This window comes from Jannaschia sp. Os4 (genome assembly GCF_016820245.1).
Lineage (GTDB): Bacteria > Pseudomonadota > Alphaproteobacteria > Rhodobacterales > Rhodobacteraceae > Jannaschia.
In genome coordinates this window covers 301,641-327,214 of the sequence record NZ_JAFCAR010000003.1, presented here as the reverse complement: position 1 = coordinate 327,214, position 25,574 = coordinate 301,641, and the positions used below count along the sequence as shown (strand labels likewise).

At 72.7% G+C, this 25,574-nt stretch carries 26 protein-coding genes; 3 read left to right on the top strand and 23 right to left on the bottom strand.

The annotated features are described in order from the left end of the window. Window positions 1–190: 190 nt before the first annotated feature. The 19 genes from JQC91_RS06590 to JQC91_RS06500 form a co-directional block, all read right to left on the bottom strand. Entirely contained in the window at window positions 191–397 is a 207-nt protein-coding gene (locus tag JQC91_RS06590) for a hypothetical protein (protein ID WP_203286011.1), read from the bottom strand. 43 nt (window positions 398–440) lie between these two features. Then, on the bottom strand, window positions 441–1,733 hold the full coding sequence (locus JQC91_RS06585) for a TRAP transporter large permease (RefSeq protein WP_203286010.1): 1,293 nt from the start codon (window positions 1,731–1,733) through the stop codon (window positions 441–443). A 17-nt stretch (window positions 1,734–1,750) separates the two neighbouring features. Continuing rightward, window positions 1,751–2,335, bottom strand: a complete 585-nt coding sequence (locus JQC91_RS06580) for a TRAP transporter small permease (protein WP_203286009.1) — start codon at window positions 2,333–2,335, stop codon at window positions 1,751–1,753. 53 nt (window positions 2,336–2,388) lie between these two features. Further along, a complete protein-coding gene (locus JQC91_RS06575; RefSeq protein ID WP_343069919.1) occupies window positions 2,389–2,808 on the bottom strand; it encodes an acyl-CoA thioesterase in 420 nt (139 codons plus the stop codon). Between the two features lies 1 nt (window position 2,809). Then, complete coding sequence (gene boxA / locus JQC91_RS06570; protein WP_203286008.1) at window positions 2,810–4,006, bottom strand: benzoyl-CoA 2,3-epoxidase subunit BoxA; 1,197 nt, start codon at window positions 4,004–4,006, stop codon at window positions 2,810–2,812. 10 nt (window positions 4,007–4,016) lie between these two features. After that, on the bottom strand, window positions 4,017–4,172 hold the full coding sequence (locus tag JQC91_RS06565) for a hypothetical protein (RefSeq protein ID WP_203286007.1): 156 nt from the start codon (window positions 4,170–4,172) through the stop codon (window positions 4,017–4,019). Between the two features lie 61 nt (window positions 4,173–4,233). Further along, window positions 4,234–5,676: a benzoyl-CoA 2,3-epoxidase subunit BoxB gene (gene boxB, locus JQC91_RS06560; protein WP_203286006.1), complete on the bottom strand. Its 1,443-nt coding sequence runs from the start codon at window positions 5,674–5,676 to the stop codon at window positions 4,234–4,236. A gap of 23 nt (window positions 5,677–5,699) precedes the next feature. Continuing rightward, window positions 5,700–7,349 carry a 2,3-epoxybenzoyl-CoA dihydrolase gene (gene boxC, locus JQC91_RS06555; RefSeq protein ID WP_203286005.1) on the bottom strand — a complete coding sequence of 550 codons (1,650 nt, stop codon included), beginning with the start codon at window positions 7,347–7,349 and terminating at the stop codon, window positions 5,700–5,702. Between the two features lie 69 nt (window positions 7,350–7,418). Beyond that, window positions 7,419–7,838 carry a DUF309 domain-containing protein gene (locus JQC91_RS06550; RefSeq protein ID WP_343069918.1) on the bottom strand — a complete coding sequence of 140 codons (420 nt, stop codon included), beginning with the start codon at window positions 7,836–7,838 and terminating at the stop codon, window positions 7,419–7,421. After that, complete coding sequence (locus JQC91_RS06545) at window positions 7,825–8,622, bottom strand: alpha/beta fold hydrolase (protein ID WP_203286003.1); 798 nt, start codon at window positions 8,620–8,622, stop codon at window positions 7,825–7,827. The genes JQC91_RS06550 and JQC91_RS06545 overlap by 14 nt, the downstream gene beginning before the upstream one ends. After that, window positions 8,619–10,160, bottom strand: a complete 1,542-nt coding sequence (locus JQC91_RS06540) for a benzoate-CoA ligase family protein (protein WP_203286002.1) — start codon at window positions 10,158–10,160, stop codon at window positions 8,619–8,621. The genes JQC91_RS06545 and JQC91_RS06540 overlap by 4 nt, the downstream gene beginning before the upstream one ends. Before the next feature lie 105 nt (window positions 10,161–10,265). Next, entirely contained in the window at window positions 10,266–11,030 is a 765-nt protein-coding gene (locus JQC91_RS06535) for an SDR family NAD(P)-dependent oxidoreductase (RefSeq protein WP_203286001.1), read from the bottom strand. A 190-nt stretch (window positions 11,031–11,220) separates the two neighbouring features. Beyond that, complete coding sequence (locus JQC91_RS06530) at window positions 11,221–12,750, bottom strand: TRAP transporter large permease (protein WP_203286000.1); 1,530 nt, start codon at window positions 12,748–12,750, stop codon at window positions 11,221–11,223. Continuing rightward, window positions 12,747–13,310: a TRAP transporter small permease gene (locus JQC91_RS06525; RefSeq protein WP_343069917.1), complete on the bottom strand. Its 564-nt coding sequence runs from the start codon at window positions 13,308–13,310 to the stop codon at window positions 12,747–12,749. The genes JQC91_RS06530 and JQC91_RS06525 overlap by 4 nt, the downstream gene beginning before the upstream one ends. A 75-nt stretch (window positions 13,311–13,385) precedes the next feature. Then, window positions 13,386–14,435, bottom strand: coding sequence for a TRAP transporter substrate-binding protein (locus JQC91_RS06520; RefSeq protein WP_203285998.1), 1,050 nt, complete (start codon window positions 14,433–14,435; stop codon window positions 13,386–13,388). Window positions 14,436–14,584: 149 nt separating this feature from the next. Beyond that, the gene (locus JQC91_RS06515) at window positions 14,585–16,645 is read right to left on the bottom strand and encodes a hypothetical protein (RefSeq protein WP_203285997.1); all 2,061 of its coding nucleotides are present in this window, start codon (window positions 16,643–16,645) and stop codon (window positions 14,585–14,587) included. 4 nt (window positions 16,646–16,649) lie between these two features. Beyond that, window positions 16,650–19,322, bottom strand: coding sequence for a DUF4159 domain-containing protein (locus JQC91_RS06510; protein ID WP_343069916.1), 2,673 nt, complete (start codon window positions 19,320–19,322; stop codon window positions 16,650–16,652). After that, entirely contained in the window at window positions 19,319–20,197 is an 879-nt protein-coding gene (locus JQC91_RS06505) for a DUF58 domain-containing protein (protein ID WP_203285996.1), read from the bottom strand. Before JQC91_RS06505 ends, JQC91_RS06510 begins: the two co-directional genes overlap by 4 nt. Further along, entirely contained in the window at window positions 20,194–21,195 is a 1,002-nt protein-coding gene (locus JQC91_RS06500; RefSeq protein ID WP_203285995.1) for a MoxR family ATPase, read from the bottom strand. Before JQC91_RS06500 ends, JQC91_RS06505 begins: the two co-directional genes overlap by 4 nt. Before the next feature lie 65 nt (window positions 21,196–21,260). Between JQC91_RS06500 and JQC91_RS06495 the strand changes: the two genes are divergently transcribed. Next, the gene (locus JQC91_RS06495) at window positions 21,261–21,836 is read left to right on the top strand and encodes a DUF1285 domain-containing protein (RefSeq protein ID WP_203285994.1); all 576 of its coding nucleotides are present in this window, start codon (window positions 21,261–21,263) and stop codon (window positions 21,834–21,836) included. A gap of 13 nt (window positions 21,837–21,849) precedes the next feature. On the opposite strand, the gene JQC91_RS06490 is transcribed toward JQC91_RS06495, so the two are convergent. Next, entirely contained in the window at window positions 21,850–22,857 is a 1,008-nt protein-coding gene (locus JQC91_RS06490; protein ID WP_203285993.1) for an aminoglycoside phosphotransferase family protein, read from the bottom strand. Window positions 22,858–22,976: 119 nt separating this feature from the next. Here JQC91_RS06490 and JQC91_RS06485 point away from each other — a divergent pair, with 119 nt between their 5' ends. After that, entirely contained in the window at window positions 22,977–23,633 is a 657-nt protein-coding gene (locus JQC91_RS06485; RefSeq protein WP_238941358.1) for an SDR family NAD(P)-dependent oxidoreductase, read from the top strand. Beyond that, complete coding sequence (locus tag JQC91_RS06480) at window positions 23,633–23,860, top strand: DUF2798 domain-containing protein (RefSeq protein ID WP_203285991.1); 228 nt, start codon at window positions 23,633–23,635, stop codon at window positions 23,858–23,860. The genes JQC91_RS06485 and JQC91_RS06480 overlap by 1 nt, the downstream gene beginning before the upstream one ends. A 23-nt stretch (window positions 23,861–23,883) precedes the next feature. Here the strand turns inward: JQC91_RS06480 and JQC91_RS06475 are convergent, their stop codons facing one another. Genes JQC91_RS06475 through JQC91_RS06465 form a run of 3 tightly spaced genes read right to left on the bottom strand, consistent with a single transcriptional unit; the run spans window position 23,884 to window position 25,573 of the window. Then, entirely contained in the window at window positions 23,884–24,417 is a 534-nt protein-coding gene (locus tag JQC91_RS06475; RefSeq protein ID WP_203285990.1) for a redoxin domain-containing protein, read from the bottom strand. Window positions 24,418–24,470: 53 nt separating this feature from the next. After that, a complete protein-coding gene (locus JQC91_RS18215; RefSeq protein ID WP_203285989.1) occupies window positions 24,471–25,049 on the bottom strand; it encodes a YdeI/OmpD-associated family protein in 579 nt (192 codons plus the stop codon). Next, window positions 25,046–25,573: a pseudouridine synthase gene (locus JQC91_RS06465; protein WP_203285988.1), complete on the bottom strand. Its 528-nt coding sequence runs from the start codon at window positions 25,571–25,573 to the stop codon at window positions 25,046–25,048. The genes JQC91_RS18215 and JQC91_RS06465 overlap by 4 nt, the downstream gene beginning before the upstream one ends. Window position 25,574 lies beyond the last annotated feature (1 nt).

Genomic DNA, 25,574 nt, shown 5'->3' with positions numbered 1-25,574 from the left:
GGTCGGCCCGCCCAGCGTGGGCGAGGGGCTGCCCCTAGGTCAACGAAAAGTTCCGGATCGGCCCGAGCGGCGGGTCAGCGGTCGCGGCGGTCGCGGGCCTTGCGGTCGGCCGCGTCCAGCCACCGCACCCAGATCAGGGCGATGGGAATGAGGGCGAGCCCCATGAGCGCGACCTGAATTTCCACGGCGGTCATCGTTCGGCTCCGTCCAGACGTTTCAAGACATAGTGCGCGGCCCCGTGCAGTGCAAAGGCGATGCCCCCGTAGATCAGCGCGTCGATCTCCACGTTGGTCCGCTCGACCAAGGGTCGCACCAATGCGAAGCCCACGAAGGCGAGGCCGACCGTGTTCAACGATCCCGCCACGAGCTTGATCCGTTCCTCGCGCGCCTTCGACATGGCCCCGGCCTAGCGCGCCCGGGTTACCGGACCGTCAACGCCCCTACAGGAACCCCAGCGCCCGCGGCACCGCGAGCGACAGCGCGGGGACGTAGGTGATCAGGAAGATGACCAGCACCTCCACCGCGAGGAAGGGCAGGATCGCCTTCGCGATGGTCTCCACCCGCTCGCCGGACACCGAACTCGCCACGAACAGCACCAGCCCCATCGGCGGCGTCGCCAGCCCCACGGTCAGGTTCACCGACATGATGATCGCGAAGTGCACCGGGTCCACGCCCAGCGAGGTGAAGATCGGCCCGAGGATCGGGCCGAGGATGATGATCGCCGGCCCCGCGTCCAGGAACATGCCCACCACGAAGAGCAGCAGGTTGATCAGGAACAGCAGGATCAGCGGGTTCTCGGACAGGGTCAGGATGAACGCCGCCATCGCCTCGGGCGCGTGGGAGAGCGCCACGACCGTCTTGAACGAGATCGCCGCGCCCACGAGCAGGAGCACCACGGACGACGCCAGCGCCGCGCGCAGCAGCACGTCGGGCAGGTCGCGCACCCCCATCTCGCGCAGGACCACGAGGCTGACGACCAGCGCGTAGAACACGGCGATGGCCGAGGCCTCGGTGGGCGTGAACGCGCCGCCGAGGATGCCGCCGAGGATGATCACCGGGGTGAGCAGGGGGAAGAACGCCTTGAGCGAGGCGCGCCCCTTCTCCGGCCACGTCGCCCGGCGCTTGAGCGCGGGCATCGCCGCAGGGTTCCGGCGCGCCACGATGTTGGTCACGACCATCAACCCGATGCCCACCAGCGCGCCTGGGACGATCCCCGCGAGGAAGAGCGCGGCGACCGACTGCTCCATCACGTAGGCGTAGATGATCATGATCCCCGAGGGCGGGATGATCGGCCCGATGACCGAACTGGCCGCCGTGACGGCCGCGGCGAAGCGCCGGGTGTAGCCCTCGCGCTCCATCGCCGGGATCAGCATGGAGCCCAGCGCCGAGGTGTCGGCTACGGCGGACCCCGACAGCCCCGCGAACAGCATCGAGGACAGGATGTTCACCTGCGCCAGCCCGGCGCGGAAGTGCCCCACGCAGGCCTGCGCGAACTCCACCAGCCGCAGCGTGATGCCGCCCCGGTTCATCATCTCGCCCGCGAGCATGAAGAACGGGATCGCCATCAGCGGGAAGCTGTCCATGCCGTTGTAGAGGTTGCGGTAGAGCAGCACGAAGTCCCGCTCCTGCCCGCCGAGCCAGAGCATGATCCCCGGCGCCGCGAGCAGCGCGAAGAAGACCGGCAGGCCGATCATCAGGAAGACGAGGAAGAGGGGCAGGAACCAGACTAGCATCGGGACACTCCGGGCATCTATTCGGCCCCCACGCCCATCTCGGTGCCGGGGATGACCGGCAGGTCCTCGCCCCGGCCGAGGATCACCGCCACCTGCCGCAGGATCAGCTCGACCGTGACCGAGGCCAGCAGCACGAGGCCCACCAGCAGCGACGCCATCATCCACGAGCGGGGCATCTTCTCCCACCCGTCGAGCCACAGGTAGTAGAGCGAGGACGACTTGAACCGGCCCGAGAAGCCCGTCACCTCGGACCACCCGATCCGGACGGCGATCACCAGCACGATCAGCGACAGCACCAGCAGGGCCAGCGTCAGCAGCCCGCCCACGACGCGGGGCAGCGCGAGCTGGATCATGTCGATGGCCACGAAGCCCCCCCGCCGCAGCGCGGTCGGCGCCACGAGGCCGGTCATCCAGAGCATGAAGAAGCGGGCGGCCTCCTCCGGCCACGGGAGCGGGTTGTCGAGGACGTAGCGCCAGAACACCTGCACGAGGATGCAGGCCACCATGATCGCCATGAACACGATGCCGACGCCCCGCCCCGCGGCGAGCAGGCCCCCGTTCACCGCGCCCAAGGCCCGGACCGCGCCGACCAGCGCCCCCATCGCGTCCCTCCCTTTCGGCGCAGTAGGACCGCGGGACGGCCGGGGGTCAACGGCTAAGGCAGGTGCGCCCGGATCGCCGCCGCCGCGTCCTCGGGCGGGGTCCGCTTCTCCAGCGTCCCGCCCTCGACGAAGACGCAGGTGAACTCCCCCTCGAAGCAGGTCCGCCCGTCCTGCCGCGCGTCGACGCGGAACGACACGGAGGTCGTCCCGAGGCGGGTGGGCCGGACGTGGCAGAGCAGAGGGTGGCGCGGGGTGACGGGCGCGCGGAAGTCGAGCCGCATCGCCACGAAGGGCGTGCCGAAGCCGCGGTCGATCTCCATGTGATACCAGCCGCCTGGCGCCTCCAGCGCCCATTCCCACCACGCGTCGATGGCGCGCAGCGCGAAGCCCGGCAGGTGGCCCGTGTAGGCGATCCGCGCCGGGTCGCAGTCGCCCCAGCCGACGCGGATCTCGTGGACGAAGCCGTCCGCCACCTCAGTAGGTCTCGACGTGATAGCGCCCCTCGTCGCGCATCCGGTCGCGCAACGCGCCCCACGGCTCGCCGATCGACTCCGCGATGGAGGTGAAGGCGGCCTCCACCCCCTCCTCCATGCCCTTCAGGCCGCAGACGTAGACATGGGTGCGCGCGTCCTGGAGCAGTTCGGCCACGCGCTCCGCCTCGGCGCGCATCCGGTCCTGCACGTATTCCTTCGCCTCCGTCCGGGAGTAGACGAGGTGCTGCTCCAAGAGGTCGGCGGGCACCTTCTTCAGCGGTCCGAAATAGGGGAGCGCGTCGGGGGTGCGGGCGCCGAAGAACATCGTCATCCGCCCCGCGCCCCGGCCCGTCCGCTGGCGGCGCATGGTGAAGGCGCGCATCGGGGCGGAGCCGGTGCCGGTGCAGATCATCAGGAGCGGCGCGTCGCGGTCGTCGGGCATCAGGAACGTGCCGCCGAACGGGCCGGTGACGCGGACCTCGTCGCCCAGTTCGAGGTCGCAGAGGTAGTTGGAGCAGACGCCGCCCCCGCCCTCGTGCACGTCTCGCTTCACCGTGAGCGAGACGAAGTTGTAGTTCGACCGCTCCCCGTCGCGCGGGCTGCTGACCGAGTAGAGGCGCGGGAGGTGCGGGTTGCCGTCGGCGTCCTCGCCTGGCGGGATGATCCCGACGGACTGCCCCTCGAGCACGGGCATCGGCTGCGCGCCGAAGTCGAGGATCACGTGGCGCACGTCGTGGTCGGGATCGTCGGTCAGGCGGTGGTTGCCGATCACCTTGGCGACCGCCGGCTTGCCGAGGTTGTAGAGGTTGATCGAAGGCTTGGCCGCGGTCACCGGGGCCTTGGGCTTGCCGCCGGCGCCCGCATGGGCCTCGGCGAGGAGCGCGGCCATCGCGCCGTCGAGCGCCTCGTCCGCGCCGGGGGCCGCGTCGAGGACGATGTCCTCCTGCTCGGGCAGCTCGTCCCAGCCGTATTGCTGCTCCAAGGTGTAGGGCGTCTCGACCACCCGCCACTCGTCGATCGAGCCGGTGGGGCAGACGGGGATGCAGGCCATGCAGCCGTCGCAGACGTCCGGGTCCACCACGACGTTGTCGTCGTCGTGCTCGATCGCGTCGATCGGGCAGGTCATCTCGCAGGTGTAGCAGCGGATGCAGATCTCGGGGTCGATGAGATGCTGCTTGATCGGGGCCGTGTCCTTCATGGCGTGTCCTTCATCGCGCCACCGCCTCCGGCACGGTCAAGAGGTCGAGGAGCACCCGGCACATCCCCCGGCACCCCTCGCATCCGAGGCAGCCGGTCAGGGCGGCGGCGCGGGCGGCGGCCTGCTGTGCGCGGGGCGCGTGGGCGGCGGTCCGGTGGGTGTGCATCGCGTCTCTCCCGTGTGTCGGAACGGCGGAGGGCGGGGCGCGCGGCCCCGCCCCCGGACGCTCACGCCATGTGCAGCTTCACGTACTCGAAGTCGCCCGGCTTGTTGTCGATGCCGACCTTGGGCGGCGCGATCCACGAGGCGAACTCGCCCGGCTCGTAGCAGGGCACCATGAGCGAGGTGATGTAGTCGCCGTCCTCCTTGGACGGCAACCACTCGTCGCGGCGGCGGGCGAACTCCTCCTTGGAGATCAGGTCGCCCTCCGGCGTCGCCGCGATGGCCGAGAACACGCCGATCTGGCGGTGGAACGCCTCGTGCGGGAGCGCCAGCTCGAAGTCGATCCCGGCCTTCTTGATGGCCTTGTTCCAGCGGCCCACGCCGCCCGACGCGTCGCGCACGTAGTCGTCGCGCAGGCGCATGTTGATCGCCGTCAGCGCGGGCACCTCCTCGTCGACGATGCGCCCGTCCACGACCGACTTCACCACGTAGGTCGCGTCGCGCAGCTGGTGGTCGTCGTCGATCCGGTGCTCCATGTAGCGGCCCTTGATGCCCGCGTTGAAGGCGTTGGCCGCGTTGGTTGACACCTCGTTGCCGAACAGGTCCAGCGACAGCGAATAGTGCAGGTTCAGCTTCTTCTGGATGGTGGGCAGGTCGATGACGCCCATGTCGCGGATGCGGCCCACGTCGTGCGGGTCCGTGATGCCCGCGCGGGCCATCGCCTCGCAGGTCGCTTGGATGGTGCGCCCCACGCCCGTCTCGCCGACGAACATGTGGTGCGCCTCCTCGGTCAGCATGAAGCGGCAGGTGCGCGACAGCGGGTCGAAGCCCGACTGCGCCAAGGACTCCAGCTGCATCTTGCCGTCGCGGTCGGTGAAGTATGTGAACATGAAGAAGGACAGCCAGTCGGGCGTCTCCTCGTTGAAGGCGCCCAGCATCCGCGGCGCCTCGTCCGAGCCCGACGAGCGGCGCAGCAGGTCGTCCGCCTCCTCGCGCCCGTCCTTCCCGAAGTACTTCTGCAGCAGGTAGACCATCGCCCAGAGGTGGCGGCCCTCCTCCACGTTCACTTGGAACAGGTTGCGCATGTCGTAGAGCGACGGCGCGGTGAGCCCGAGGAAGCGCTGCTGCTCGACCGAGCCCGGCTCCGTGTCGCCTTGGATGACGATCAGGCGCTTGAGCATGTTGCGATACTCGCCCGGCACCTCCTGCCACGCGGCCTCGCCCTTGTGCTCGCCCATGGGGATCACGCGGTTCTCGACCTGGGGGGCGAGCAGCACGCCCCAGCGGTAGTCGGGCATCTTCACGTAGTCGAACTTGGCCCAGCCCTTGGGGTCCACCGAGACGGCGGTCCGCAGGTAGACCATCGACTCCTGGAAGTTCTGGGGGATCAGCCTGTTCCACCAGTCGAGGTAGCCCGGGTGCCACTTCTCGAGGGCCTTGAGCACCTTGCGGTCCTGCCCCAGCCCCACGTTGTTGGGGATCCGGGTGTCGTATTCCACGTCCAGCATGATCGTCCTCCCGTGCCGCGCGCCTAGACGCGCTCCATGTCGAAATCGCCCTTCACGCCCGAGCCGTAGCGCTGCAGCGCCCCGTCCTTGCCCACGGCGTTGGGACGGTTGAAGATCCAGTTCTGCCACGCCGTCAGGCGCCCGAAGATGCGCGTCTCCATCGTCTCGGGGCCGGCGAAGCGCAGGTTCGCCTCCATCCCCGTCATCGCGTCGGGGGAGAAGCTGGCGCGCTCCTCCAGCACGATGCGCACCTCGTCCTCCCAGTCGATGTCGTCGAGGATCATGGTGACGAGGCCCAGCTCGTCCGCGCGCTCCGCGTCCAGCGCCTCGCCCGCGGACGCCTCGGCGGCGGCGACCGCATCGTCGTCGCCCCAGAACCGCGTCCGCAGACGGGTGAGGTCGTTGCCCATCGGGTAGGCGCCGAGGTTGCCCTCCGTCGGCAGGATCGCCGCCTCGGGGCGGTCGTCGTCCTCGAACGCGCCCTCCATCATGTAGGCGCGGTCGGCGGCCCAGATCATCTCGGCCAGCATCCCGGCCCACGCGCCGCCGTTCTCGACCAGCGCGATGATCGACCGCGAGGTCACGTCGAGCCGCTTGAGCACGCGCTTCCAGTAGTGGCGCAGCTCCACCGCGAACCAGTGGTCCGACCCGAGCATGACCGCCTCGTGGGCGGCGACCTTGGCCGCGTCGCCCTCGGTCCGCAGCACCCAGAGGCCGCACTCCATCTCGTTCATCCGCAGGTGCAGGATCGCGTCCTCCACCTCCCGCGCGCAGCGCATCAGCCACGCGGCCGCGCCCTCGGCGTGCAGCGCGGCGGCGTCGGCGGGGGCGTCGCCCTCCGGCCCGCGCACGGTGATCTCGACCCGGCCCGCGTCGCGCAGCACCTTCACCGAGACGGTCGAGTACTCGACCCCGTCCGGGGTGAACGTCCGGTCCAACGGGGTCATCTCCACGCCCTCCGCCTCGCGGGGGGCGCGTCCGGCGATCTCCGCCGCCCGCTCGGCCACCGTCTCGTCGAAGCGGTTGTTGCCCACCGCCTCGTCGACGAGGCCCCATTCCACGGCGCGCGCGCCCTTGATCCCCTCCTCGGTCGAGCAGAACACATCGGCCCGGTCGCGGCGGACGTGCCGCTTGTCCGTCACCCGCGTCAGCCCACCGGTACCCGGCAGCACGGCGAGCAGCGGCACCTCCGGCAGCGACACGGACGACGTCCGGTCGTCCACCAGCATCAGGTGGTTGCAGGCCAGCGCCAGCTCGTAGCCCCCGCCCGCGCAGGCCCCTTGGATCGCGGCGATCCACGTCTGGCCGGACTCCGCCTCGGCCGCCTCGTAGGCGTTGCGGGTCTCGTTGGTGAACTTGCAGAACCCGACCTTGTGGGAGTGCTTCGCGCCGCCCAGCATCCGGATGTTGGCGCCCGCGCAGAACACCTTGTCCTTGGCGGAGCGCAGGACGACGGCGCGGACCTCCGGGTGCTCGAACCGCATCCGCTGCACGATGTCGTTGAGCTCGATGTCGACGCCGAGGTCGTAGCTGTTGAGCTTGAGCTGGTAGCCCTCGAACAGGCCCGCGTCCTCGTCGACGTCCATCCAGACGGTGGCCACCGGGCCCTCCACCTCCGTGCGCCAGTGGCGGTAGCGCGAGGGGTCGGTCTGGAAGTCGATGCGATCGGACATGGGGTCTCCTCCGCGTTCGGGCCTACCGGCCCCCTCTCCCTCGATCAAGGAAGAATATGCATGATTGTGCTATTTTGCATTATGATGCATAACCTCGGGCGAGATCTCTCCCGGAACCTGCAGGGTCGCTCCCCGGCGGGCCGCTTCCGCGCGCAGGTCGGCGGCGATCGCGGCGAGGCGGCGGGCCGCCTTCCCCTGCCCCATCCGCGCCTTCAGCCCGGCATTCGCCGCTTGGATCGCCGCGCGGACGGCGACGGCCTCGGCCCCCGCCGGCGGCTGTGCCAGCCACAGCGCCTCCCAGACCTCGTGCGCCTCCCAGAAGTAGCCCTCCGCCATCAGCGCGAGCCCCGCCCGCCATGCGAGCGTCGATCCGGGCGGGCCGTCGGTCCGCTTGAGGTGGTCGAACATCCCCTCGGGGTGCCGCGCCGTGCGTCCCGGCACGTAGGCATGCGGCGGGCGCCAGCCGTCGAGCGGGTCAGGCGGGGGCACCCGGGCGCGCCTCCATCGCCATGAGCCGGGCGCAGAAGGCGGCGACGGCGCCGGTCGTGGCATCCCGGGCCTCGTGGTGCGGGGCGTGGCCGACGCCCGGCAGCACCAGCCGCTCGACGGGGGCGTAGCTGCGCGCCTCCGTCGCCTCCAGATGGGCGAGGGAGCCGTAGGGGTCGGCGTCGCCTTGGATCACCAGCGCGGGGATGCGCCAGTGGTCGATGGCGTCGGTGACGTCCCAGTCCGCGAAGGCCGGGTCCAGCCACGTGCCCGCCCAGCCGCCGAAGGCCGCGTCGGGATCGTCGTGGTGCTTGGCCATGCGGGACCGCAGGTCGCCCCCGTCGAAGGCGCGCTTCGTGGCGGCGATGGCCGACAGCCCCTCGGGTTCGGCGAAGAAGTGCGGGGCGACGAGGATCAGCCCCCGGACGCGGGGGTCGGCCACCCGGCCCGCGTGGAGCGCGGCGATGGTCGCGCCGTCGGAGTGGCCGAGGAGGATGCAGCGGCCCACGCCCGCGCCGTCCAGCACGGCGGGCAGGACCCGCGCGGCCTCGGCCTCGAACCGGCTCGCGTCGCGCGGACCGTCGTGGGGGACCGATCGCCCGTGCCCCGCGCGGGAGTAGGCGAGCGCGCCCAGCCCCGTCGCCGCCACGAGGGCGTCCGGCCAGTCGCGCCACAGGCCCACCGAGCCCAGCCCCTCGTGCAGCAGCACCAGCGTCGGCGCCTGCGCCGGGGGCGGACCCCATGCGGCGACCTCCAGCCCGTCGATGCGCTCCGGGGCCCAGGTCACGCCGGGGCGCGGAGCTTGAAGCGCTGGATCTTGCCCGTCGCGGTCTTGGGCAGGTCGTCCACGACCTCGACCCAGCGGGGATACTTGAACTTGCCGATGCGGTCCTTGACGTGGTCCTTCAGCGCGCGGTCCAGGCCCTCGGCCAGCGACCGGTCCCGCAGGACGACGAAGGCGGCGGGCTTGGTGAGGCCCGTGCCGTCGTCGCGGCCCACGACGGCGGCCTCCAGCACGGCGGGGTGGGCGCAGAGCGCCTGCTCCACCTCGAAGGGCGAGACCCAGATGCCCGAGACCTTGAGCATGTCGTCGGTGCGCCCGCAGTAGACGTAGCGCCCGTCGGCGCGGCGGACGTACTTGTCGCCGGTGCGCGTCCACTCACCCTCGAAGGTGGCGCGGCTCTTGCCCCGCTGGTTCCAGTAGCCGTCCGCCGCCGAGGCGCCGCGGACCAGCAGCTCGCCCACCTCGTCCGGCCCGGTCACGTCGGCCCCGCCCTCGTCCACCAGCCGCAGGTCGTAGCCCGGCACCGCCGTGCCCGAGGTGCCGTACTCGACGTCGCCGGGGCGGTTGGACAGGAAGATGTGCAGCATCTCGGTGCTGCCGACCCCGTCGAGGATGTCGACTCCCCATGCGTCGAGCCAGCGCGTGCCGACGTCCGAGGGCAGCGCCTCGCCCGCCGAGATGCACAGGCGCATCCGGCCCGGCGGCACCCCCCGCTCGGCCATGCGCGCCAGCGTGGCGGCGTAGAGGGTGGGGACGCCGCAATAGACCGTCGGCCCCTCGCGCGCGATGATGTCGAGCACCCCGTCCGGGGTGGGCCGTCCGGGGTTCAGCAGCGTCGTCGCGCCGACCGCCATCGGGAAGGTCACCGCGTTGCCGAGGCCGTAGGCGAAGAAGATCTTGGCCGCCGAATGGACCACGTCGTCCTCGCGCAGGCCGAGCACCTGCGCGCCGTAGGTCTCGGCGGTCGCCCGCAGCGCGCCGTGGACGTGGCGCACGCCCTTGGGCGCGCCGGTCGAGCCGGAGGAGTAGAGCCAGAAGGCCCCCTCGTCGGCGCGGGCGGGGATCGCCTCCGTCGGCTCGGCCCCGTCGAGGAAGGCGTCCCACGGGACGGTCCCCGCGGGCGCGTCGCCGATGACGACCACGGCGCGCAGGTCCGCGAGGTCGCCGAGGATCGGGCGGACGAGGTCGAAGAGCGGCGCCGAGACGACGAGCATCGCGGCGCGGCAGTCGGCGAGGATCGTGCGGTAGATGTCGGGGGCGAGCAGCGTGTTGAGCAGGACCGGCACCACCCCGGCCTTGAGCGCGCCGAAGAAGAGGGCGGGATACTCGATCTGGTCGAGCACGAGGCAGGCCACCCGCTCTTCCCGGTGCAGCCCGGCCCGGCGCAGCGCGCCCGCGACGATGGCCGAGCGGTGCTTCAGGTCCCCGTAGGTGACGGTCCGGCCCGCACCCTCGCCCACCTCGCGGAAGGCGGTCTTGTCGGCGCGGCCCTCCTCGGAATGGCGATCCAGCAGCCAGACGGCGGCGTTCGCGTTCTGCATGGCATCCTCCCGCCGGACCCTCCCCGGCCCGGACGGGTTCAGCGTAGCCATGTGGCAGGATGATGCAACGTTTTCCTGAAGATGCACTATCGTGCACCTCCGGTTTCAGCGCGGGGGCAGTCGGGTCGCCCCGTCGAGGCGGATCGTCTCGCCGTTGAGATAGGAGTTCTCGGCGATATGGGCGACGAGCCTCGCGTATTCCTCGGGCGCGCCGAGGCGGGGCGGGAACTGCACGTTGGCGGTGATGCCCGCCACCACGTCCTCGGGCAGGCCTGCCATCATCGGCGTCTCGAACAGGCCGGGCGCGATGGCGCAGACCCGGACGCCCATCCGCGCCATCTCGCGGGCGGCGGGCAGCGACATGGCCGCGACCCCGCCCTTGGAGGCGGCATAGGCGGTCTGGCCCATCTGCCCGTCCTCGTAGGCGATGGAGGCGGTGTTCACGATCACGCCGCGCTCGCCCGTCTCCAAGGGGGGCAGGTCCATCATGCCTTGGGCGGCGTAGGACATGACGTTGTAGGTGCCGATGAGGTTCACCTCGATCACCCGGCGGAAGAGCGGCACGGAGGTCTTGCCCTCGCGGCCCACGATCCGCGCGGCGTCCGCGATGCCCGCGCAGTTCACCGCGAGGCGCGGGGCCTGCCCGAAGCGGGCCATCGCGGTCGTGACGGCGGCGGCGACCTCCTCGGCGACGGAGACGTCGGCCTGCACGGAATGGCCCAGCACCTCGGCGGCGACCTGCGCGGCGCGGTCGCCGTCGCGGTCGACCACGGTGACGTCCGCGCCGCGCTCGGCGAGGTGGCGGGCCGTGGCGGCGCCGAGGCCGCTGCCGCCGCCCACGACGATCGCGCCGATGCCTTCGATGTTCATGCGAGATTCCTCTTGAGCGATGCACCCGCGCGGAACGCGAGGCGCAGCCGAGCCGCGCATCGCCGGGCCGTCCCCCGGCACGGCGATCCTTCAACGGTACCGCGACGCATGGGCGTTGTGCAGGGGTGAGAGATAAACCGCATCGCGCAGGGCGAAGATCGCCGCGCCACGGCCCTGCGATGCGCTACCCTCACCACGGCAGGACGAAGAGCACAATGGCCGGGAACGCGACCAAGAGCGCCACGCGGATCAGGTCGCTGCCGACGAAGTAGAGCACCGCGCGGTAGGTCGCGGTCATCGGCGTCTCGCGGTCCATGGCGTTGATGACGAAGAGGTTCATGCCGACCGGCGGCGTGATGAGGCCGACCTCGACCACGATCAGCACGAGGATGCCGAACCAGATCGCGACCTGCTCGGCGTTGATGCGGTTGACCGCCGCTTGGTTCACGCGCCGCAGCTCCAGCGCGCGGACCTGCTCGCGCGCCAGCTCGCCGCCCGCGGCCAGCGTGTCCTTGATGGAGGCGAGCATGTCGGCGGCCACCTCGACGGGGGGCGCGACCCCGGCGGCCAGCGCGGCCTCGATCTCGGCCAGCACCGGCGCGGCGGCGTGGGCGTGCAGCTCGGCCAAGGACACGAAGCCGAACTCCAGCCCCTGCACCACGGGCCAGAAGATCGGGATCGTCAGGAGGATCATCGACAGGCTGTCCATCACGCAGCCGAGCAGCAGGTAGAAGGCGAGGATCACCACGATGACCATCAGCGGCGCGAAGCCGGAGTCGGCGACCCACGCGGCGATGCCCTGCGGCACGCCGGTCAGCGCGAGGAAGCCGTTGTAGAAGGCGGCACCCAGCACGATGAAGAAGATCATCGCGGTGGACTTGCCGGTGACCACGAAGCTCTCGCCCAAGCTGCGCCACGTGAGGCCGCGATTGGCCAAGGCGATCAGGCCGGTGCCGAGCGCGCCCACGGCGGCGCCCTCCGTGGGGGTGAAGAGGCCGCCGTAGATGCCGCCGACCACCACGAGGAAGACCACCAGCACCGGCCACACGGCGAGCAGCGCGCGCATCCGCTCGCCCCATGGGACGCGGGGGCGGGTGCCCGCCGCGTGCGGGTTGATCCGGACGTAGACGGAGATGGCCAGCACGTAGCCCAGCGCGGCGAGCACGCCGGGGACGAAGGCCGCGAGGAAGAGCTTGGCGATGTTCTGCTCGGTGAGGATCGCGTAGATCACGAGGATGACCGAGGGCGGGATCAGGATGCCCAGCGTGCCCCCGGCGGCCAGCGTCGCCGTCGAGAAGCCCCCGTCGTAGCCGTAGCGCCGCATCTCGGGCAGGGCCACGCGGCTCATGGTGGCCGCCGTCGCCAGCGACGAGCCGCAGATCGCGCCGAACCCCGCGCAGGCGCCCACGCTCGCCATCGCCACCCCGCCCTTGCGGTGGCCGAGGAAGCCCTCGGCGGCCTTGAACAGGGCTTGGGACATCCCGCCCAGCGTGGCGAAGTGGCCCATCAGCAGGAACATGGGGATGATCGAGAGCGAGTAGTTGGAGAAGGTCGTGTATGTCTCGGACTTGAGCCGTCCGAAGGGGACGGTCGTGTCCCCGGTCACGACGACCAGGCCGACGAGGCCGGTGACGAACATGGCGAGCCCGATGGGCACGCGAAGGAAGATCAGGGCCAGCAGCGCCGGGAAGCTGATCAGGCCGACGGCGACGTCGCTCAATGGTCCGCCCCCTCGGCGGCGGGCAGGATCGCGCGGCCCGCGACCATCTCCCGGAGGCGCATCGCGGCCATCCAGCAGGCCACGAGGGCGGCCAGCGCGGCGGGCACCATGGCGAGGGCGTAGGACCACCAGAGCGGGAACTGCAGCCGCAGCGTCGTCTGGCCCGAGCGGAGCTTGCTCTCCAGCCCGCCCCAGAGCTGCACCGCGATGAGCACGAGCACGGCGGCGAACACCACCTCGGTCAGCGCGCGCGCGGCGCGGTCGGTGCGGGGGCCGAAGCGGTCGGCGAAGATGTCGACGGAGGCGTGCGCGCCTGTGACGTGGGCCAGCGGCAGGAAGGCGAAGATCGCGAAGGCGATGCCGGCCTCGAGGAGCTCGAAGTCGCCGTTGATTGCCCCCACGCCCAGCGTGTCGAGCAGGAGGCCGCGCAGCGGGCCATCGGACATCCCCTGCGCCACCTCGTTCAACTCGCGCCCGAGGATGGACGCGCAGGTCAGCCCGATCAGCGCGACCAGCATCAGCCCCCCGGCCCATGCCATCGCCACCGCCAGTCCGGTCACCGCCCGGTGCATCCCGCGTCCCCCCTCAAGCGAAGGGCACCCCCGCAGGGGTGCCCCGGTCGATCCCGACGGGGATCAGTTCGACAGGGCCTCGTAGCTGTCGAGCGACGGGTCGTACTCGGCCATCAGCGCCTTGGCGCGGTCGATCAGGGCCTGCCCGTCCTTGCCGCGCTCGGACATCTCGGCGATCCACGTGTCGTAGATCGGCTGCACCGTCTCGGCCCACGCCTCGGCGTCGGCGGAGGAGACGGTGATGATCTCGTTGCCGTTGTCGACCGCCGCCTGACGGGCGGGGCCGTCCGCGTCGGCCTGCGTGCCGCCCGCGTAGATCGAGAAGGCCTGCCCGGACACCGAATCGATGGCGGCCTTGTTCTCGTCCGAGAGCCCCTCGTAGACGCCCTTGTTCATCGCCAGCACGAAGGTCAGCGTGTAGAGCGCGTTGCCCTCGAACTCGGTGTGATACTCCACCAACTCGGGGATCTTCAGGGCGGCGGTCACCTCCCACGGGATGGTGGTCCCGTCGATCACGCCCTTGGACAGGCCCTCCGGCACGGCGGGGACGGGCATCCCGATCGGCTCGGCGCCGGTCAGCTCGAGCAGCTGGTTCACGAGGCGGGAGCCGCCGCGGATCTTCATCCCCTCGAGGTCGGCGGGCACGTTCACCGGATCGGCGGTGTGGAACATGCCGGGCCCGTGCACCCACGTGCCGACGATGTGCACGTCGGAGAACTCCTCCTGCATCTCCTCCTCGAACATGTTCCAGTAGGCGTAGGAGGCGGCGCGGGCGTCGCCCACCATGAAGGGCAGCTCGAACACCTCGGTCGTGGGGAAGCGGCCGGGCGTGTAGCCGACCACGGTCCAGACCACGTCGGCCACGCCGTCGGCGGCTTGGTCGATCAGCTCCGGCGGCACGCCGCCCAGCTGCATGGACGGGTAGCGCTCCACCTCGATGCGGCCCTCGGAGGCGGCCTCGACGTTGTCGGCCCAGACGTCGAGGACGAGCTTCGGCACGTTGGCCTGCGCGGGCAGGAACTGGTGCAGCTTGAGCGTCACCTCCTGCGCGAAGGCGGCGGGGGCCAGCGTCAGGGACGCGGCGGCGGCGAGCAGCGCTCTCCGGGTGGTCATGGGGTCTCTCCTCCCTGTCGAGACATGGTTGCGGCATGATAGCGCACGAGGGGCACTTTAGTGCAACCTTCACCTGCGCGCCGCGACGGGGGGAGGGTGGCCGGAGGGCGGACGGTTCGCAAGCCTCTCGGCCCGTCGGATTGGAGCGATCAGGTCCGCCGACCCTCGCGCAGCCACGCGCCGACGGCGAGCAGCGCGGCGAGGAGGAGCATGACCCATGCGGGCGCCAGCGGGGTCAGGCGCAGGTCCGCGAGGAGGTAGGCCTCGCGCGGGACGTAGCCGATCCAGCCGCGCCCGGCGGCGGCGCGCCCCTCGGCCACCGGCCGGAGGTCGGGCGCCCCCGCCTCCAGCGCGATCGCCCCGCCCCGCCGCGTGGCCACGGCGTCGGCCAGCACCGCGTCGGTCGCCACCGTCTCCACGAACTCGGCCGGCGCGGGCGGGCCGAGGCCGATCACCGTCGTCCGCTCGCCCTCCTCGAAGCGCCACAGCCCCTGCTGGTCCGCGTCGACGGTCGCGCTGAACTGGCCGGGGCCGGTCTCCGACAACGCCAGCACCGACTCCATCCCGTCCGGAGCCGTCACCGTCACCGCGCCGGGCGCGTCGCCCAACGTTCGCCGCACGACCGTGATCTCCTGCCCGAGCGCCGTGGCGAGCAGCGCCTCCTCCTCGAGGTCGGGCTCCTTCATCAGCCAATGGGCCACGCGGCGCAGGAGCTCCGCCTGCGGGCCGCCGCCCTCGAAGCCCCGGTCCCACAGCCACGCGTGGTCCGACGCCAGCAGCGCCACGCGCCCCTGCGCCTCGGGCACCGGGCCGACGCGGTCGAGCAGCAGGAGCGGCTCGTCCTCGTAGCCGGTCATCACCTCCTGGGCGGTGGGCGAGGGCTTGACCTGCACCTGCCGGAACCAGCGGCCCCATTCGTCCTCGGGCTGCTGCAGGTCGAGACCGGAGGTCACCGGGTGGCGGTCGCCCGTCTCGCTGACCTGCGGCTGGAACGGCCCCTCCAGCAGGATCGAGGAGGGCGAGCCCGGCAGCACCGGCGCGAGCGGGGAGCGGTAGAGCGAATCGGCGGTGGCGAAGTCCGGCCCGGCGGCGATCAGCACCGCGCCGCCGTCCTCGACGTAGCGCCGCACGTTGTCGAGGTAGATCCCCGGCAGGATGCCGCGCCGCTGGTAGCGGTCGAAGATGATGAGGTCGAACTCGTCGATCTTGTCGATGAACAGCTCCCGCGTCGGGAAGGCGATCAGCGACAGCTCGGTCACGGGCACCCCGTCCTGCTTGCCCGGCGGGCGCAGGATCGTGAAGTGCACGAGGTCCACCGCCGAGTCGGCCTTGAGCAGGTTGCGCCACGTCCGCTGGCCGGGATGCGGCTCGCCCGAGACGAGAAGCACGCGCAGCCGGTCGCGCACCCCGTTGATCTGGACCACGGCGGCGTTGTTGCGCGCCGTCAGCTCGCCCTCGGCCTCGGGGATGGTGAACTCGATGACGTTGCGCCCCCCGTGGGGCAGCGCGAGCGGCAGGTCGAGGGGCCGCCCGATGGGCATCTCGTAGGTCTGCGGCTCGCCCCCGTCGACGGAGACGGTGATCGGCGTCGTCAGGTCGCCCGGGGCCGCGCCTTGGTCCTCCACCTCCAAGGTGATGGTGAACTCCTCGTCGAGGATGGCGAAGGCCGGGGCGTTCGACACCACGAGGCGGCGGTCCCAGTCGCCGGTGCGCCCGGTGCGCAGCAGGTGCAGCGGCGCGGGGAGGTCGGGCGCGAGGCCCGCGTCGGCCACCCGCCCGTCCGAGACGATCACGGCGCCCGCCACCCGGTCGCGCGGCACCTCGGCCAAGAGTTCCGACAGGGCGGCCATCGCCAGCGTCCCGGTCGGGTCGTCGCGCACGGTCGTGACGCGCAGGTCCAGCCCCGCGTCCTCCGCCTCGGCCTCCAAGGCGGCGAGAGCGGCGTCGGTCTGCTCGGTCCTATCCGAGAGCGTCTGCGACGCCGAGCGGTCCACCACGGCGAGGAGGATGTCCGAAAGCGCCTCGCGCTCCTCGGACTGGAGCGAGGGGTTCAGCAGCGCGGCCAGCAGCACGGCGAGCGAGCCCAGCCGCAGCCACCAGCCCGGCGAGCGGCGCCACAGCGTCAGCACGACGATGGCGGCGGCCAGCGCGGCGAGGCCAATCACCAGCCAGAGCGGCAGGAGCGGGTCCAGGACGATGGAGGTGGTCATGCGCCTAGTTCCCCAGCCGGTCGAGCAGCGCGGGCACGTGGACCTGGTCGCTCTTATAGTTGCCCGACAGCGCGTGCATCACGAGGTTCACGCCGAAGCGGTAGGCCAGCTCGCGCTGCTGCTCGCCCGCGAAGCCGCGCCCCACGGGCAGCATCGGCAGGCCGCCGGGCGTCACCGCCCACGCCGCCGCCCAGTCGTTGCCGCCTATCAGCACCGGCGTCACCCCGTCGTTGAGCGTGCGGAAGGGCAGCCCCTCGACCTCGACCGGCGCTGGCGCCGCCTCGACCCACACGTCGCGGGAGGCGTAGCGGCCGGGGAAGTCCTGGAGGAGGTAGAAGGTCCGCGTCAGCACGTGGTCCTCGGGCAGCGGCTCCAAGGGCGGGACGTCCAAGGGGGCGGCGAGGTCGCGCAGGCGCGCGGCCGCACGCGAGCCGCCGTCGCCGTCGCGCGTGTCGAATAGGATCATGCCGCCCGAGCGGAGGTAGCGGTTCAGCTTGGCGTAGGCGTCCGCCGAGGGGATCGGCTGATCTTCGGTCACGGGCCAGTAGAGCACGGGCAGGAACGCGATCTCGTCGGTCTCGAGGTTGACCGAGCGCGGCGGCGCGGGCTCGACGCTCGTGCGCTGGGTCAGGATGCGCGACAGGCCGTCGAGGCCCGCCAGCGCCACCTCGTCCACGCGCGGGTCGCCGGTGACGACATGGGCGAGCGACACCTCCTCCGGGACGGGCGGGACGTCCTGCGCGTCGGCGGGCTGGCCCAGCAGCATCAGCGCGAGCAGCGCCGTCGCGGGCGGCGCCCGGCGCAGGCGTCCGCCCAGCCACAGCGACAGGAGCGCGTCGATCACGAGCAGCAGCACCGCGAGCGCGAGGAGCGGCGGCGCGAGATCCTGCTCCTCGGCGCCGTCCAGCCCCTCCACCACGGTGCCCGCCGGGTACGTCGCGGGCGCGATCACGCTCTCGGCGCCGAGCACGTTCACGGCGAGCGAGCGGCCCTGCCCCTCGTAGAGGCCCGGCGCGAGATCGGGTCCCGGCACCGGCTCCGCCAGCGCCTCGCCCGGAACGCCCGCGAGCGTCCCCGCCTCCCACGCGGTGCCGAACCCGTCGAGCACGACGCGCGGGGTCCACGTGGTCCCTTCCAGTTCCTCCGCCGTGGGCGCGGCGGGCCGGGTCGAGACGGCGAGCCGCTCCAGCATCTGCACGAACAGCCCCGACAGCGGCAGCGTCGACCACTCCGCGTTGGCAGTGACGTGGAACAGCACGACCTGCCCCTGCCCCAGCGCCTTGCGCGTCACGAGCGGGGTGCCGTCCTCCAGCGCGGCCAGCACCCGGTCGGCCAGCGTCGGGTCGGGTTGCGCGACCACTTGGCTCGTCACCTCCACGTCGTCGGGGATCGCCAACCCCGCGAAGGGCGAATCCTCGGCGAAGGGGCGCAGCGCCTTCGGCTCCCCCCAAGACAGCGCGCCCCCCACGGTCCGCCCCCCGGTCCGCAGCCGCACGGGCAGAAGCGGATCCTCGGCGTCGCGGCCCATGTCCGACCCCGCCAGCCGCGGCCCGGCGAAGCGCAGCAGCAGGCCGCCCTCCTCGACCCACCCCGTCACCTCCTCGGCCTCGGCGGGCGACAGGGTGGCGACGTCGGCCAGCACCAGCACGTCGGGCGCGGCGGGCAGCAGGTCGGGCAGGTCGCCCTCGATCAGGTCGGCGGTCGGCGCGAGCGCTTGGCGCAGGTAGTAGAGCGGCGCGAGCAGGTCCTCGGCCTCGGCCTCCGCCCGGGTCAGCAGCGCCACCTCGCGGCGCGCCAGCGACGAGTCGGCCAGCGCGACGGCCCCGGCGGACCGTTCGCCCGCCACCTCGAACCGGGCCACGCGGTTGCGCAGCTCCGGCGGCAGCGCGACCTCCACCTCGCCGACCGTCTCTCCTTCCACGAAGGTCAGCGTGGCGACGCCCAGTTGCGCCGTCGCCCCGTTCGGCCCCGGCCCGACGGCCGAGATCGTCACGCTGCGCGACGGCCCCGCGTCGGCGCGCACGCCGCGCAGTCGGATCGTCCCCTCCTCGAAGCGCGGCGGCGACAGCGCGGTGACGGGGCGGCCCGACGCGACCACGCGCGCGGCCAGCGCATCGCGCCCGTCGCGGGCCAAGCCGTCCGAGATCCAGACCACCTCCGCCCCTTCGGTGTCGAGGCCCGCCAGCCCGGCATAGTCCGGCGCCCACGGGCGCGGCTGCACCGAGGGCAGCCGCTCGATCCACGTGCGCGCGTCTTGGAACGGCACCGCCTCGGGCACCGGATCGGTCAGGGGCAGCACGGCGGCGGGGCGCCCGTCACGCGCGGCCTCGCGCAGCATCGCGTCGACCTTCTCGATCCGCGCGTCCCAGTCGCGCGCCGACGCCCACGAGGCGTCCATCAGCACCAAGAGCGGCCCCCGCCCCTGACCGGCGGGCTGCGGGTTCAGCACGGGCCCCGCGAAGGCCACGATCGCGGCGGCCAGCGCCAGCATCCGCAGAAGCAGCAGCCACCACGGCGTCGTCGCCACTTGGCTCTCGTCGTCGCGCAGGCCGAGCAGCAGGACGATGCCGGGGAACCGCCGCCGGATCGGCGCGGGCGGCACGGCGCGCAGCAGCCACCACAGCACCGGCAGCGCCGCCAGCGCCAGCAGCAGGAGGGGGGCGGTGAACGCGATCACCGGGCGAGCCGCGTCCAGAGCGGCAGCAGCGCGGTCGAGGCGGGGCGGTCCGTGTGGTGGGTGATCAGCGTCCAGCCGGTGCGCCGCGCGAGGTCGCGCAACTCCGCCCGCCGCGCCGCCAGCCGCGCGAGGTAGTCGTCGCGCAGGCGTCCGGCCTTCAGCGTCTCGAAGGACAGCGTGCCCGCCATCGACTCGAACACCGTGCGCCCGTCATAGGGGAACGCCTCCTCCTCGGGGTCCAGCACCTGCAGCAGCACGCCCCGGACCGAGCGGTCGGCGGCCGACGTCAGCGCGCGGCGCACCGCGTCCAGCGGCCCGAGGAAGTCGGACGCGAACACAGCCCGCGCGCCCATCGGCATGATCCGGGGCCGCACCGCGCCGTAGTCCGGCGCGTCGCCCCCCTCCAAGAGCGCGTCGGCGATGCGGATCAACTGCGCCCGCCCCCCGCGCGGCGGCTCAGGCAGCTGCGCCAGGCCCGCCCGCTCGCCCGCCCGCGTGGCGAGGGAGGCGAGCGCCAGCGCCAAGGTCTGCGCCCGGCGCAGCTTGGTCGGGCGCCCCTCGCCCGCGAAGCGCATCGACGCCGCGTCGTCCACCCAGAGCATCAGCGTCTGCGCCGCCTGCCATTCGGATTCGCGCACGAACTGCGCCTCGCCCCGTGCCGAGGCGCGCCAGTCGATCGCGCGCCGCGCGTCGCCCGTCTGCGCGGGCCGGTATTGCCAGAACGTCTCGCCCGGCCCCGCCCGGCGACGCCCGTGCTCGCCCAAGAGCACCGTCGCGGCCAGCCGCTCGGCCTCCAACAGGAGGGGCGGCAGGCCTGCGGCGGCGCCCTCGGCGCGGGCGCGTAGGGTCTCGGGGGTGTGGGCGGAGAGGCTCACGCGGCGGCTGCGGCCCGGGTCGCGCGCGCGGCGGCCTCGTCGATCACGGCGCCGAGGTCGATCCCCTCGGCCCTGGCTGCGAAGCTGAGCGCCATGCGGTGCATCAGGACGGGCCGCGCCAGCCGGGCCACGTCGGTCGCGTCCGGGGCCAGCCGCCCTTCCAAGAGCGCCTGCGCCCGGACCAGCAGCATGAAGGCCTGCGCCGCGCGCGGCCCCGGGCCCCACGACACGTGCTCTCGCACCGCCTCCGGCGCGGTCGGATCCTCGGGGCGGCAGGCGCGCACGAGGTCGAGGATCGCCTCGACCACGTTCTCCCCCACGGGCATCCGGCGCACCACCTCCTGCGCCCGGATCAAGGTGAGGGGGTCGAAGATCATCGGCGCCTCCGCCTCCTCGACGCCCGTGGTGGCCAGCACGATGGCCCGCTCGGTGTCGCGATCGGGATAGGCGACGTCGATCCGCACGAGGAAGCGGTCGAGCTGCGCCTCGGGCAGCGGGTAGGTGCCCTCCTGCTCCAAGGGGTTCTGCGTCGCCAGCACGTGGAACGGGCACGGCAGCGGCCGGGTCTCGCCCGCCACCGTCACCTCGCGCTCCTGCATCGCCTGCAGCAGCGCGGACTGCGTGCGGGGCGAGGCGCGGTTGATCTCGTCGGCCATCAGGAGCTGCGCGAAGATCGGCCCCTCGATGTAGCGGAAGCTGCGCGCCCCGTCCGGCGCCGTCTCCAGCACCTCCGCCCCGAGGATGTCCGACGGCATCAGGTCCGGCGTGAACTGGATGCGCGCGCCCGACAGGCCCATCACCGTCGACAGCGTCTCGACCAGCCGCGTCTTGCCCAAGCCCGGCAGGCCCATCAGCAGCGCGTGCCCCCCCGACAGCATCGCCGCCAGCGTCAGCGACACGACCTCGTCCTGCCCGATGATCCGCGTGGCGACGGCGCGGCGCGCCTCGCCCAAGCGGTCGCCCAAGGCCTCGATCTCGGCCAGCAACTCGTCCGCCATTGGCGCGCTCCCTCTCCGCGTTAGGATGCAACAGGTATGACGGACGGGCACGGGGGCAAAGGGCGATGAGCGATCACGGGCGCGCGAGCGGGGGCCCATCGGCGAATGTCCTCGCATCCCTGACCGAGGCCGCCCGGAAAGAAGGCGGGTCCAAGCGCGGGGGCCCGCCCCCCGTCCACCTCTGGAATCCCCCCTATTGCGGCGAGATCGACATCGTCATCCGCCGCGACGGCACGTGGATCCACGAGGGCACGCCGATCGGGCGGCCGGGCCTGGTGCGGCTCTTCGCCTCGATCCTCAAGAAGGAGGACGGGCGCTTCTTCCTCGTGACCCCCGTCGAGAAGGTCGGCCTGACGGTCGAGGACGCGCCCTTCGTCGCCGTCGACTTCGAGCGCACCGAGGGCGGGATCGCCTTCGAGACCAACGTGGGCGACCGCGTGGTGGCCGACGCGGACCACCCGATCCGGGTGGACACGGCCCCGGACGGCGAGCCGTCGCCCTATGTCGAGGTGCGGCGCGGGCTGGAGGCGCTGATAGACCGCAAGTCCTTCTACCGGCTGGTCGAGATGGGCGAGGCGCGCGACGGAACGTTCGGCGTCGAGTCGGCGGGCACCTTCTTCGCCATCGGCGCGATCGACTGACGCCCGCCGCCCCTCACGCGTGCCCGAAGACCCGCCGGATCACCGGCAGCACCCGCGCCAGCGTCCGCGCCTTCCCCGTGGACCGCTGCGCGGGGAGCGCGGGCACCGTCGACAGGATGCGGACGAGTTCGGCCCGGCAGAACAGGTCGAGCACGGGATCGTCCGGCTCCATCGCGCCATACCCCTCGAGGAACGCGGCGCGGGTCGCGGGCGGGACCGGGTCGCCGGGCTCCACGTCCTCGGGCGCGTGCACCACGGTCGTCACGTCCATCAGCAGCTTGGCCACGTCCTGCGCCGCCGCCGAGCGCCCGCGTGGGTAGAGGTCGTAGCCCCAGAGCCGCCCGTCCGGCCCCCAGAGGAAGTTGCCGAGATGCGCGTCCCCGTGCGGCAGGACGCGGGCGCTGTCCGGGGCGCCCGCCTCCGCCAGCGCGCCCGCCCGGCGGCGCAACTCCGCCACCGCCCCGAGGAAGACGGGACGCTGCGCCACCCGCGCCGCGCCCGCCCGGACGGCCTCGGCCATCTCCCGGTAGCGCGCGATCGACGCGCGGGGGTGGAACGGCTCGGCCTCCACCCCGCCGGCACCGTGGAGAGCCGCGAACCAGCGGCCCAGATGCCGCAGCGCGTCGCCCCGCGCGGCGGGCGCGAGGCGGCGCAGGCGGGGCGCGCCCTTCTCGCCCTCGACGTAGCGCAGCGCGCAGGCGAGGCCCTCCGGATCCTCCCACACGAGTTCCGGCACCGAGAGGTCCGGCGCATGGGGGAAGACGTCGTGCGCGCGCCGCTGGTAGGCCACGTCGCCCGCATGCTCGGCCGCGTCGGAGGGCCGGGTCTGCGCCTTGATCACGAGCGACGGGTGCGCGCGGTGGTCGCAGCGCAGCACCGCGCGCGCGAGGTCGGGGTCCGTGCGCCGCATCAGGCGCGTGGCGCGCCAGCCCGTCGGCGGAAGTCCGAGGTCGGCCAGCATCTCCGGCATCGCCGCGTGGGCGCGCAGCTCGGGGTCGTCGTCGGGATGGGGCGGGCGCATGGACGTCCTCAACCAAGCCGACGTGGCCGCATCAAGGCGGACGCACAGTCGCTGCGCGCGACGGCGCATGGACGCCCCTCCACGGTTCGGGCCACATGGCCCGCAGGAGGATCCGCCCCATGCCCCATGCCCTCGTCGTCGGCGCCGGCCCCGGCCTGTCCGCCTCCGTGGCCCGCGCGCTGGCGCCGGACCACGACCTCACGCTCGTCGCCCGCACGACCGACGACCTCGCGGACCTCGCGGCCGGGACCGGGGCACGCCTCGTCGCAGCCGACGCCTCGGACGCGGATGCGATGGCGGCCGTATTCGCCGACCTCCCCGCCGACCTGCGCGTCGCGGTCTACAACCCCTCCGCCCGGTCGCGCGGCCCGATCACCGACCTCGATCCGGCGGACGTGCGCCGCGCGCTCGACGTCACCGCCTACGGCGCGTTCCTGATGGGGCGCCTCGCCGCGCGCGCCATGCTGGCCAACGAGGGGGCGGCCAAGGGCACCATCCTCTTCACCGGCGCCTCCGCCGGGGTGAAGGGCTTCCCCCGCTCCGCCCCCTTCGCGATGGGCAAGTTCGCCCAGCGCGGCCTCGCCCAGTCCATGGCGCGGGAGCTGCACCCCCGCGGGGTGCACGTCGCGTGGATCAACGTCGACGGGGCCATCGGCACCGGCGAGGGACAGCTGCACCCCGACGCCATCGCCCGGACCTACCGGCACCTCGTCGACCAAGACCCCTCCGCGTGGTCCGAGGAGGTCGCCGTCCGCCCGATGGGCGAGACGTTCTGATGATTCCCGCCCGCCTCGCGCCCGTCGCCTTCGGCTTCGTGCTGTCCGGCCTGATGAGCCTCATCGTTTCGGGCATCTCGACCCTGCGCGCGATGGGCTGGGCCGAGGGATTGGGAGCCGCGTGGTTGGGCGCATGGCTCACGTCGTGGGCCGTGGCCTTCCCGGTCGTGCTCGTGGTCGCGCCGATGGCGCGCCGGATCGTCGCGCGCCTGACGCGCGCGGACTAGATCCGACGGCCCGCCCGGCCGGCCTAGGACGCCATGCCGCGCGGCGGGTAGGCGTTCTCGCGGATGAACCCGACCTTGGAGCGCAGCATGTCCATGTCGGGCCTCACGAAGGGCGTCGACGCCACCTCCATGAACCACAGCGTCCCGTCCGGCTTCACCCACGCGAGGCCCGGCTCGGAGAACAGGTCCGGCTCCTTCTCGGCGCGCGACGACGACAGGTACAGGCCCCACGCCTCCGCCGTCGCCCGGTCCATCGAGTGGCCCAAGGCCAGCGGCGCCAGCCCGTCATGGTCGTCCCACCCCTCGTAGACGTCCCGCGCACGGTCCTCGTCGTCCATCGACACCGCGAGGACGTCGATCCCCGCCTCCAGCCATTCCGGCAGGTCCGCCTTCAGCTTGTCGAGGTGGTTCAGGCAGATCGGGCAGTGCCGCCCGCGGTAGAACACGATCATCGTGAACGCCTCCGGGCTGCGCTCGGACAGGGTCCAATGGTGCCCGTCGATCAGGGGGACGGACAGGGCGGGGGCGGGCTGGCCCGGCGTGGGGGTGGTCGGCATGGGCGGTCTCCTCGGTGTCGCGCGGCCCCAACGCGCGACGGCCGGGTCCGGGTTCACCGCCGGAAGACCGATGGCCGCAGCCCGGCGGCCGCGGAGGCGCGGACGTCCTCGATCCGCTTGGCGCGGGTCGGCGCGGTCCGGGCCTGCTTGATCCACTCCAGCGTCCCGCGCGTGACCGAGCGGGGCCAGCCGTCCCAGACGCCGCGCAGGTCCCCCAGCGCGGCGGCGAGGTCGTCGGGCACCACGCCGTCCTCCACGTCGTCGAGCCATGTCCACATGCCGCTCGCCTGCGCCGCCGCGACCGCCGCCTCGCCCGCGTCCGTCATCGCGCCCGCCGCGCGCGCCTTCTCGACCAGCCGCTTGTTCACCCGGCTCCATGCCGAGCCGTGCCTGCGCGGGGCGACCAGGTGCGCGGACCGCTCGGCATCGACCTTCTGCGACACCGCGTCGATCCACCCCCAGCAGAGCAGCTCCTCGACGGCCTCGATCCACGGCAGATGGTCGGGATGGGCCTTCTTGTAGGTCGTGAGCCACACGCCCTCGGCCCGCCCGTGGTTCGCCTCCAGCCACGCCCGCAGGTCCGCCCGCGACCGCACCGTCACCACGGGCCGCCCCTTGATCTCCTCCGTCACGCCGCCCGCCATTCGCCCGGCGCCAGCCCGTCCACCGACCACTCCCCCACCGACCACCGCACCAGCCGCAGCACCGGCAGGCCGACATGGGCGCACATGCGCCGCACCTGCCGGTTGCGACCCTCGGTGATCGTCAGGCGCAGCCACGCGTCCGGCACCGTCTTGCGGACGCGGACGGGCGGATCGCGGGGCCAGAGGCCGGGCGGGTCGATGGCCTCCACCTCGGCGGGCCGCGTCGCGCCGTCCTTCAGCGTCACGCCGCGGCGCAGCGCGTCCAGCGCCGGTCCGTCCGGCACCCCCTCCACCAAGGCGAGGTAGGTCTTCGGCGTCTCCCGCCTCGGGTCGGTGATCCGCGCCTGCAGCCGCCCGTCGTCGGTCAGCACGAGCAGCCCCTCGCTGTCCCGGTCCAGCCGTCCCGCCGCGTAGACGTCCTTCGGCAGCCCCAGCCCGGCCAACCCCGGCCACCGGCCCTCGGGCGTGAACTGCGACAGGACGTTCATCGGCTTGTTCAGCAGCAGGATCATC

Coding starts and splice junctions, on each gene's coding strand:
- JQC91_RS06485 (WP_238941358.1), top strand. CDS start 22,977: ATGCCCCATGCCCTCGTCGTCGGCGCCGGCCCCGGCCTGTCCGCCTCC.
- JQC91_RS06490 (WP_203285993.1), bottom strand. CDS start 22,857: ATGCGCCCGCCCCATCCCGACGACGACCCCGAGCTGCGCGCCCACGCG.
- JQC91_RS06590 (WP_203286011.1), bottom strand. CDS start 397: ATGTCGAAGGCGCGCGAGGAACGGATCAAGCTCGTGGCGGGATCGTTG.
- JQC91_RS06535 (WP_203286001.1), bottom strand. CDS start 11,030: ATGAACATCGAAGGCATCGGCGCGATCGTCGTGGGCGGCGGCAGCGGC.
- JQC91_RS06585 (WP_203286010.1), bottom strand. CDS start 1,733: ATGCTAGTCTGGTTCCTGCCCCTCTTCCTCGTCTTCCTGATGATCGGC.
- boxA (WP_203286008.1), bottom strand. CDS start 4,006: ATGAAGGACACGGCCCCGATCAAGCAGCATCTCATCGACCCCGAGATC.
- JQC91_RS06495 (WP_203285994.1), top strand. CDS start 21,261: ATGAGCGATCACGGGCGCGCGAGCGGGGGCCCATCGGCGAATGTCCTC.
- JQC91_RS06465 (WP_203285988.1), bottom strand. CDS start 25,573: ATGATCCTGCTGCTGAACAAGCCGATGAACGTCCTGTCGCAGTTCACG.
- JQC91_RS06565 (WP_203286007.1), bottom strand. CDS start 4,172: ATGCACACCCACCGGACCGCCGCCCACGCGCCCCGCGCACAGCAGGCC.
- JQC91_RS06580 (WP_203286009.1), bottom strand. CDS start 2,335: ATGGGGGCGCTGGTCGGCGCGGTCCGGGCCTTGGGCGCGGTGAACGGG.
- boxC (WP_203286005.1), bottom strand. CDS start 7,349: ATGTCCGATCGCATCGACTTCCAGACCGACCCCTCGCGCTACCGCCAC.
- JQC91_RS06520 (WP_203285998.1), bottom strand. CDS start 14,435: ATGACCACCCGGAGAGCGCTGCTCGCCGCCGCCGCGTCCCTGACGCTG.
- JQC91_RS06515 (WP_203285997.1), bottom strand. CDS start 16,645: ATGACCACCTCCATCGTCCTGGACCCGCTCCTGCCGCTCTGGCTGGTG.
- JQC91_RS06540 (WP_203286002.1), bottom strand. CDS start 10,160: ATGCAGAACGCGAACGCCGCCGTCTGGCTGCTGGATCGCCATTCCGAG.
- JQC91_RS06475 (WP_203285990.1), bottom strand. CDS start 24,417: ATGCCGACCACCCCCACGCCGGGCCAGCCCGCCCCCGCCCTGTCCGTC.
- boxB (WP_203286006.1), bottom strand. CDS start 5,676: ATGCTGGACGTGGAATACGACACCCGGATCCCCAACAACGTGGGGCTG.
- JQC91_RS06480 (WP_203285991.1), top strand. CDS start 23,633: ATGATTCCCGCCCGCCTCGCGCCCGTCGCCTTCGGCTTCGTGCTGTCC.
- JQC91_RS06500 (WP_203285995.1), bottom strand. CDS start 21,195: ATGGCGGACGAGTTGCTGGCCGAGATCGAGGCCTTGGGCGACCGCTTG.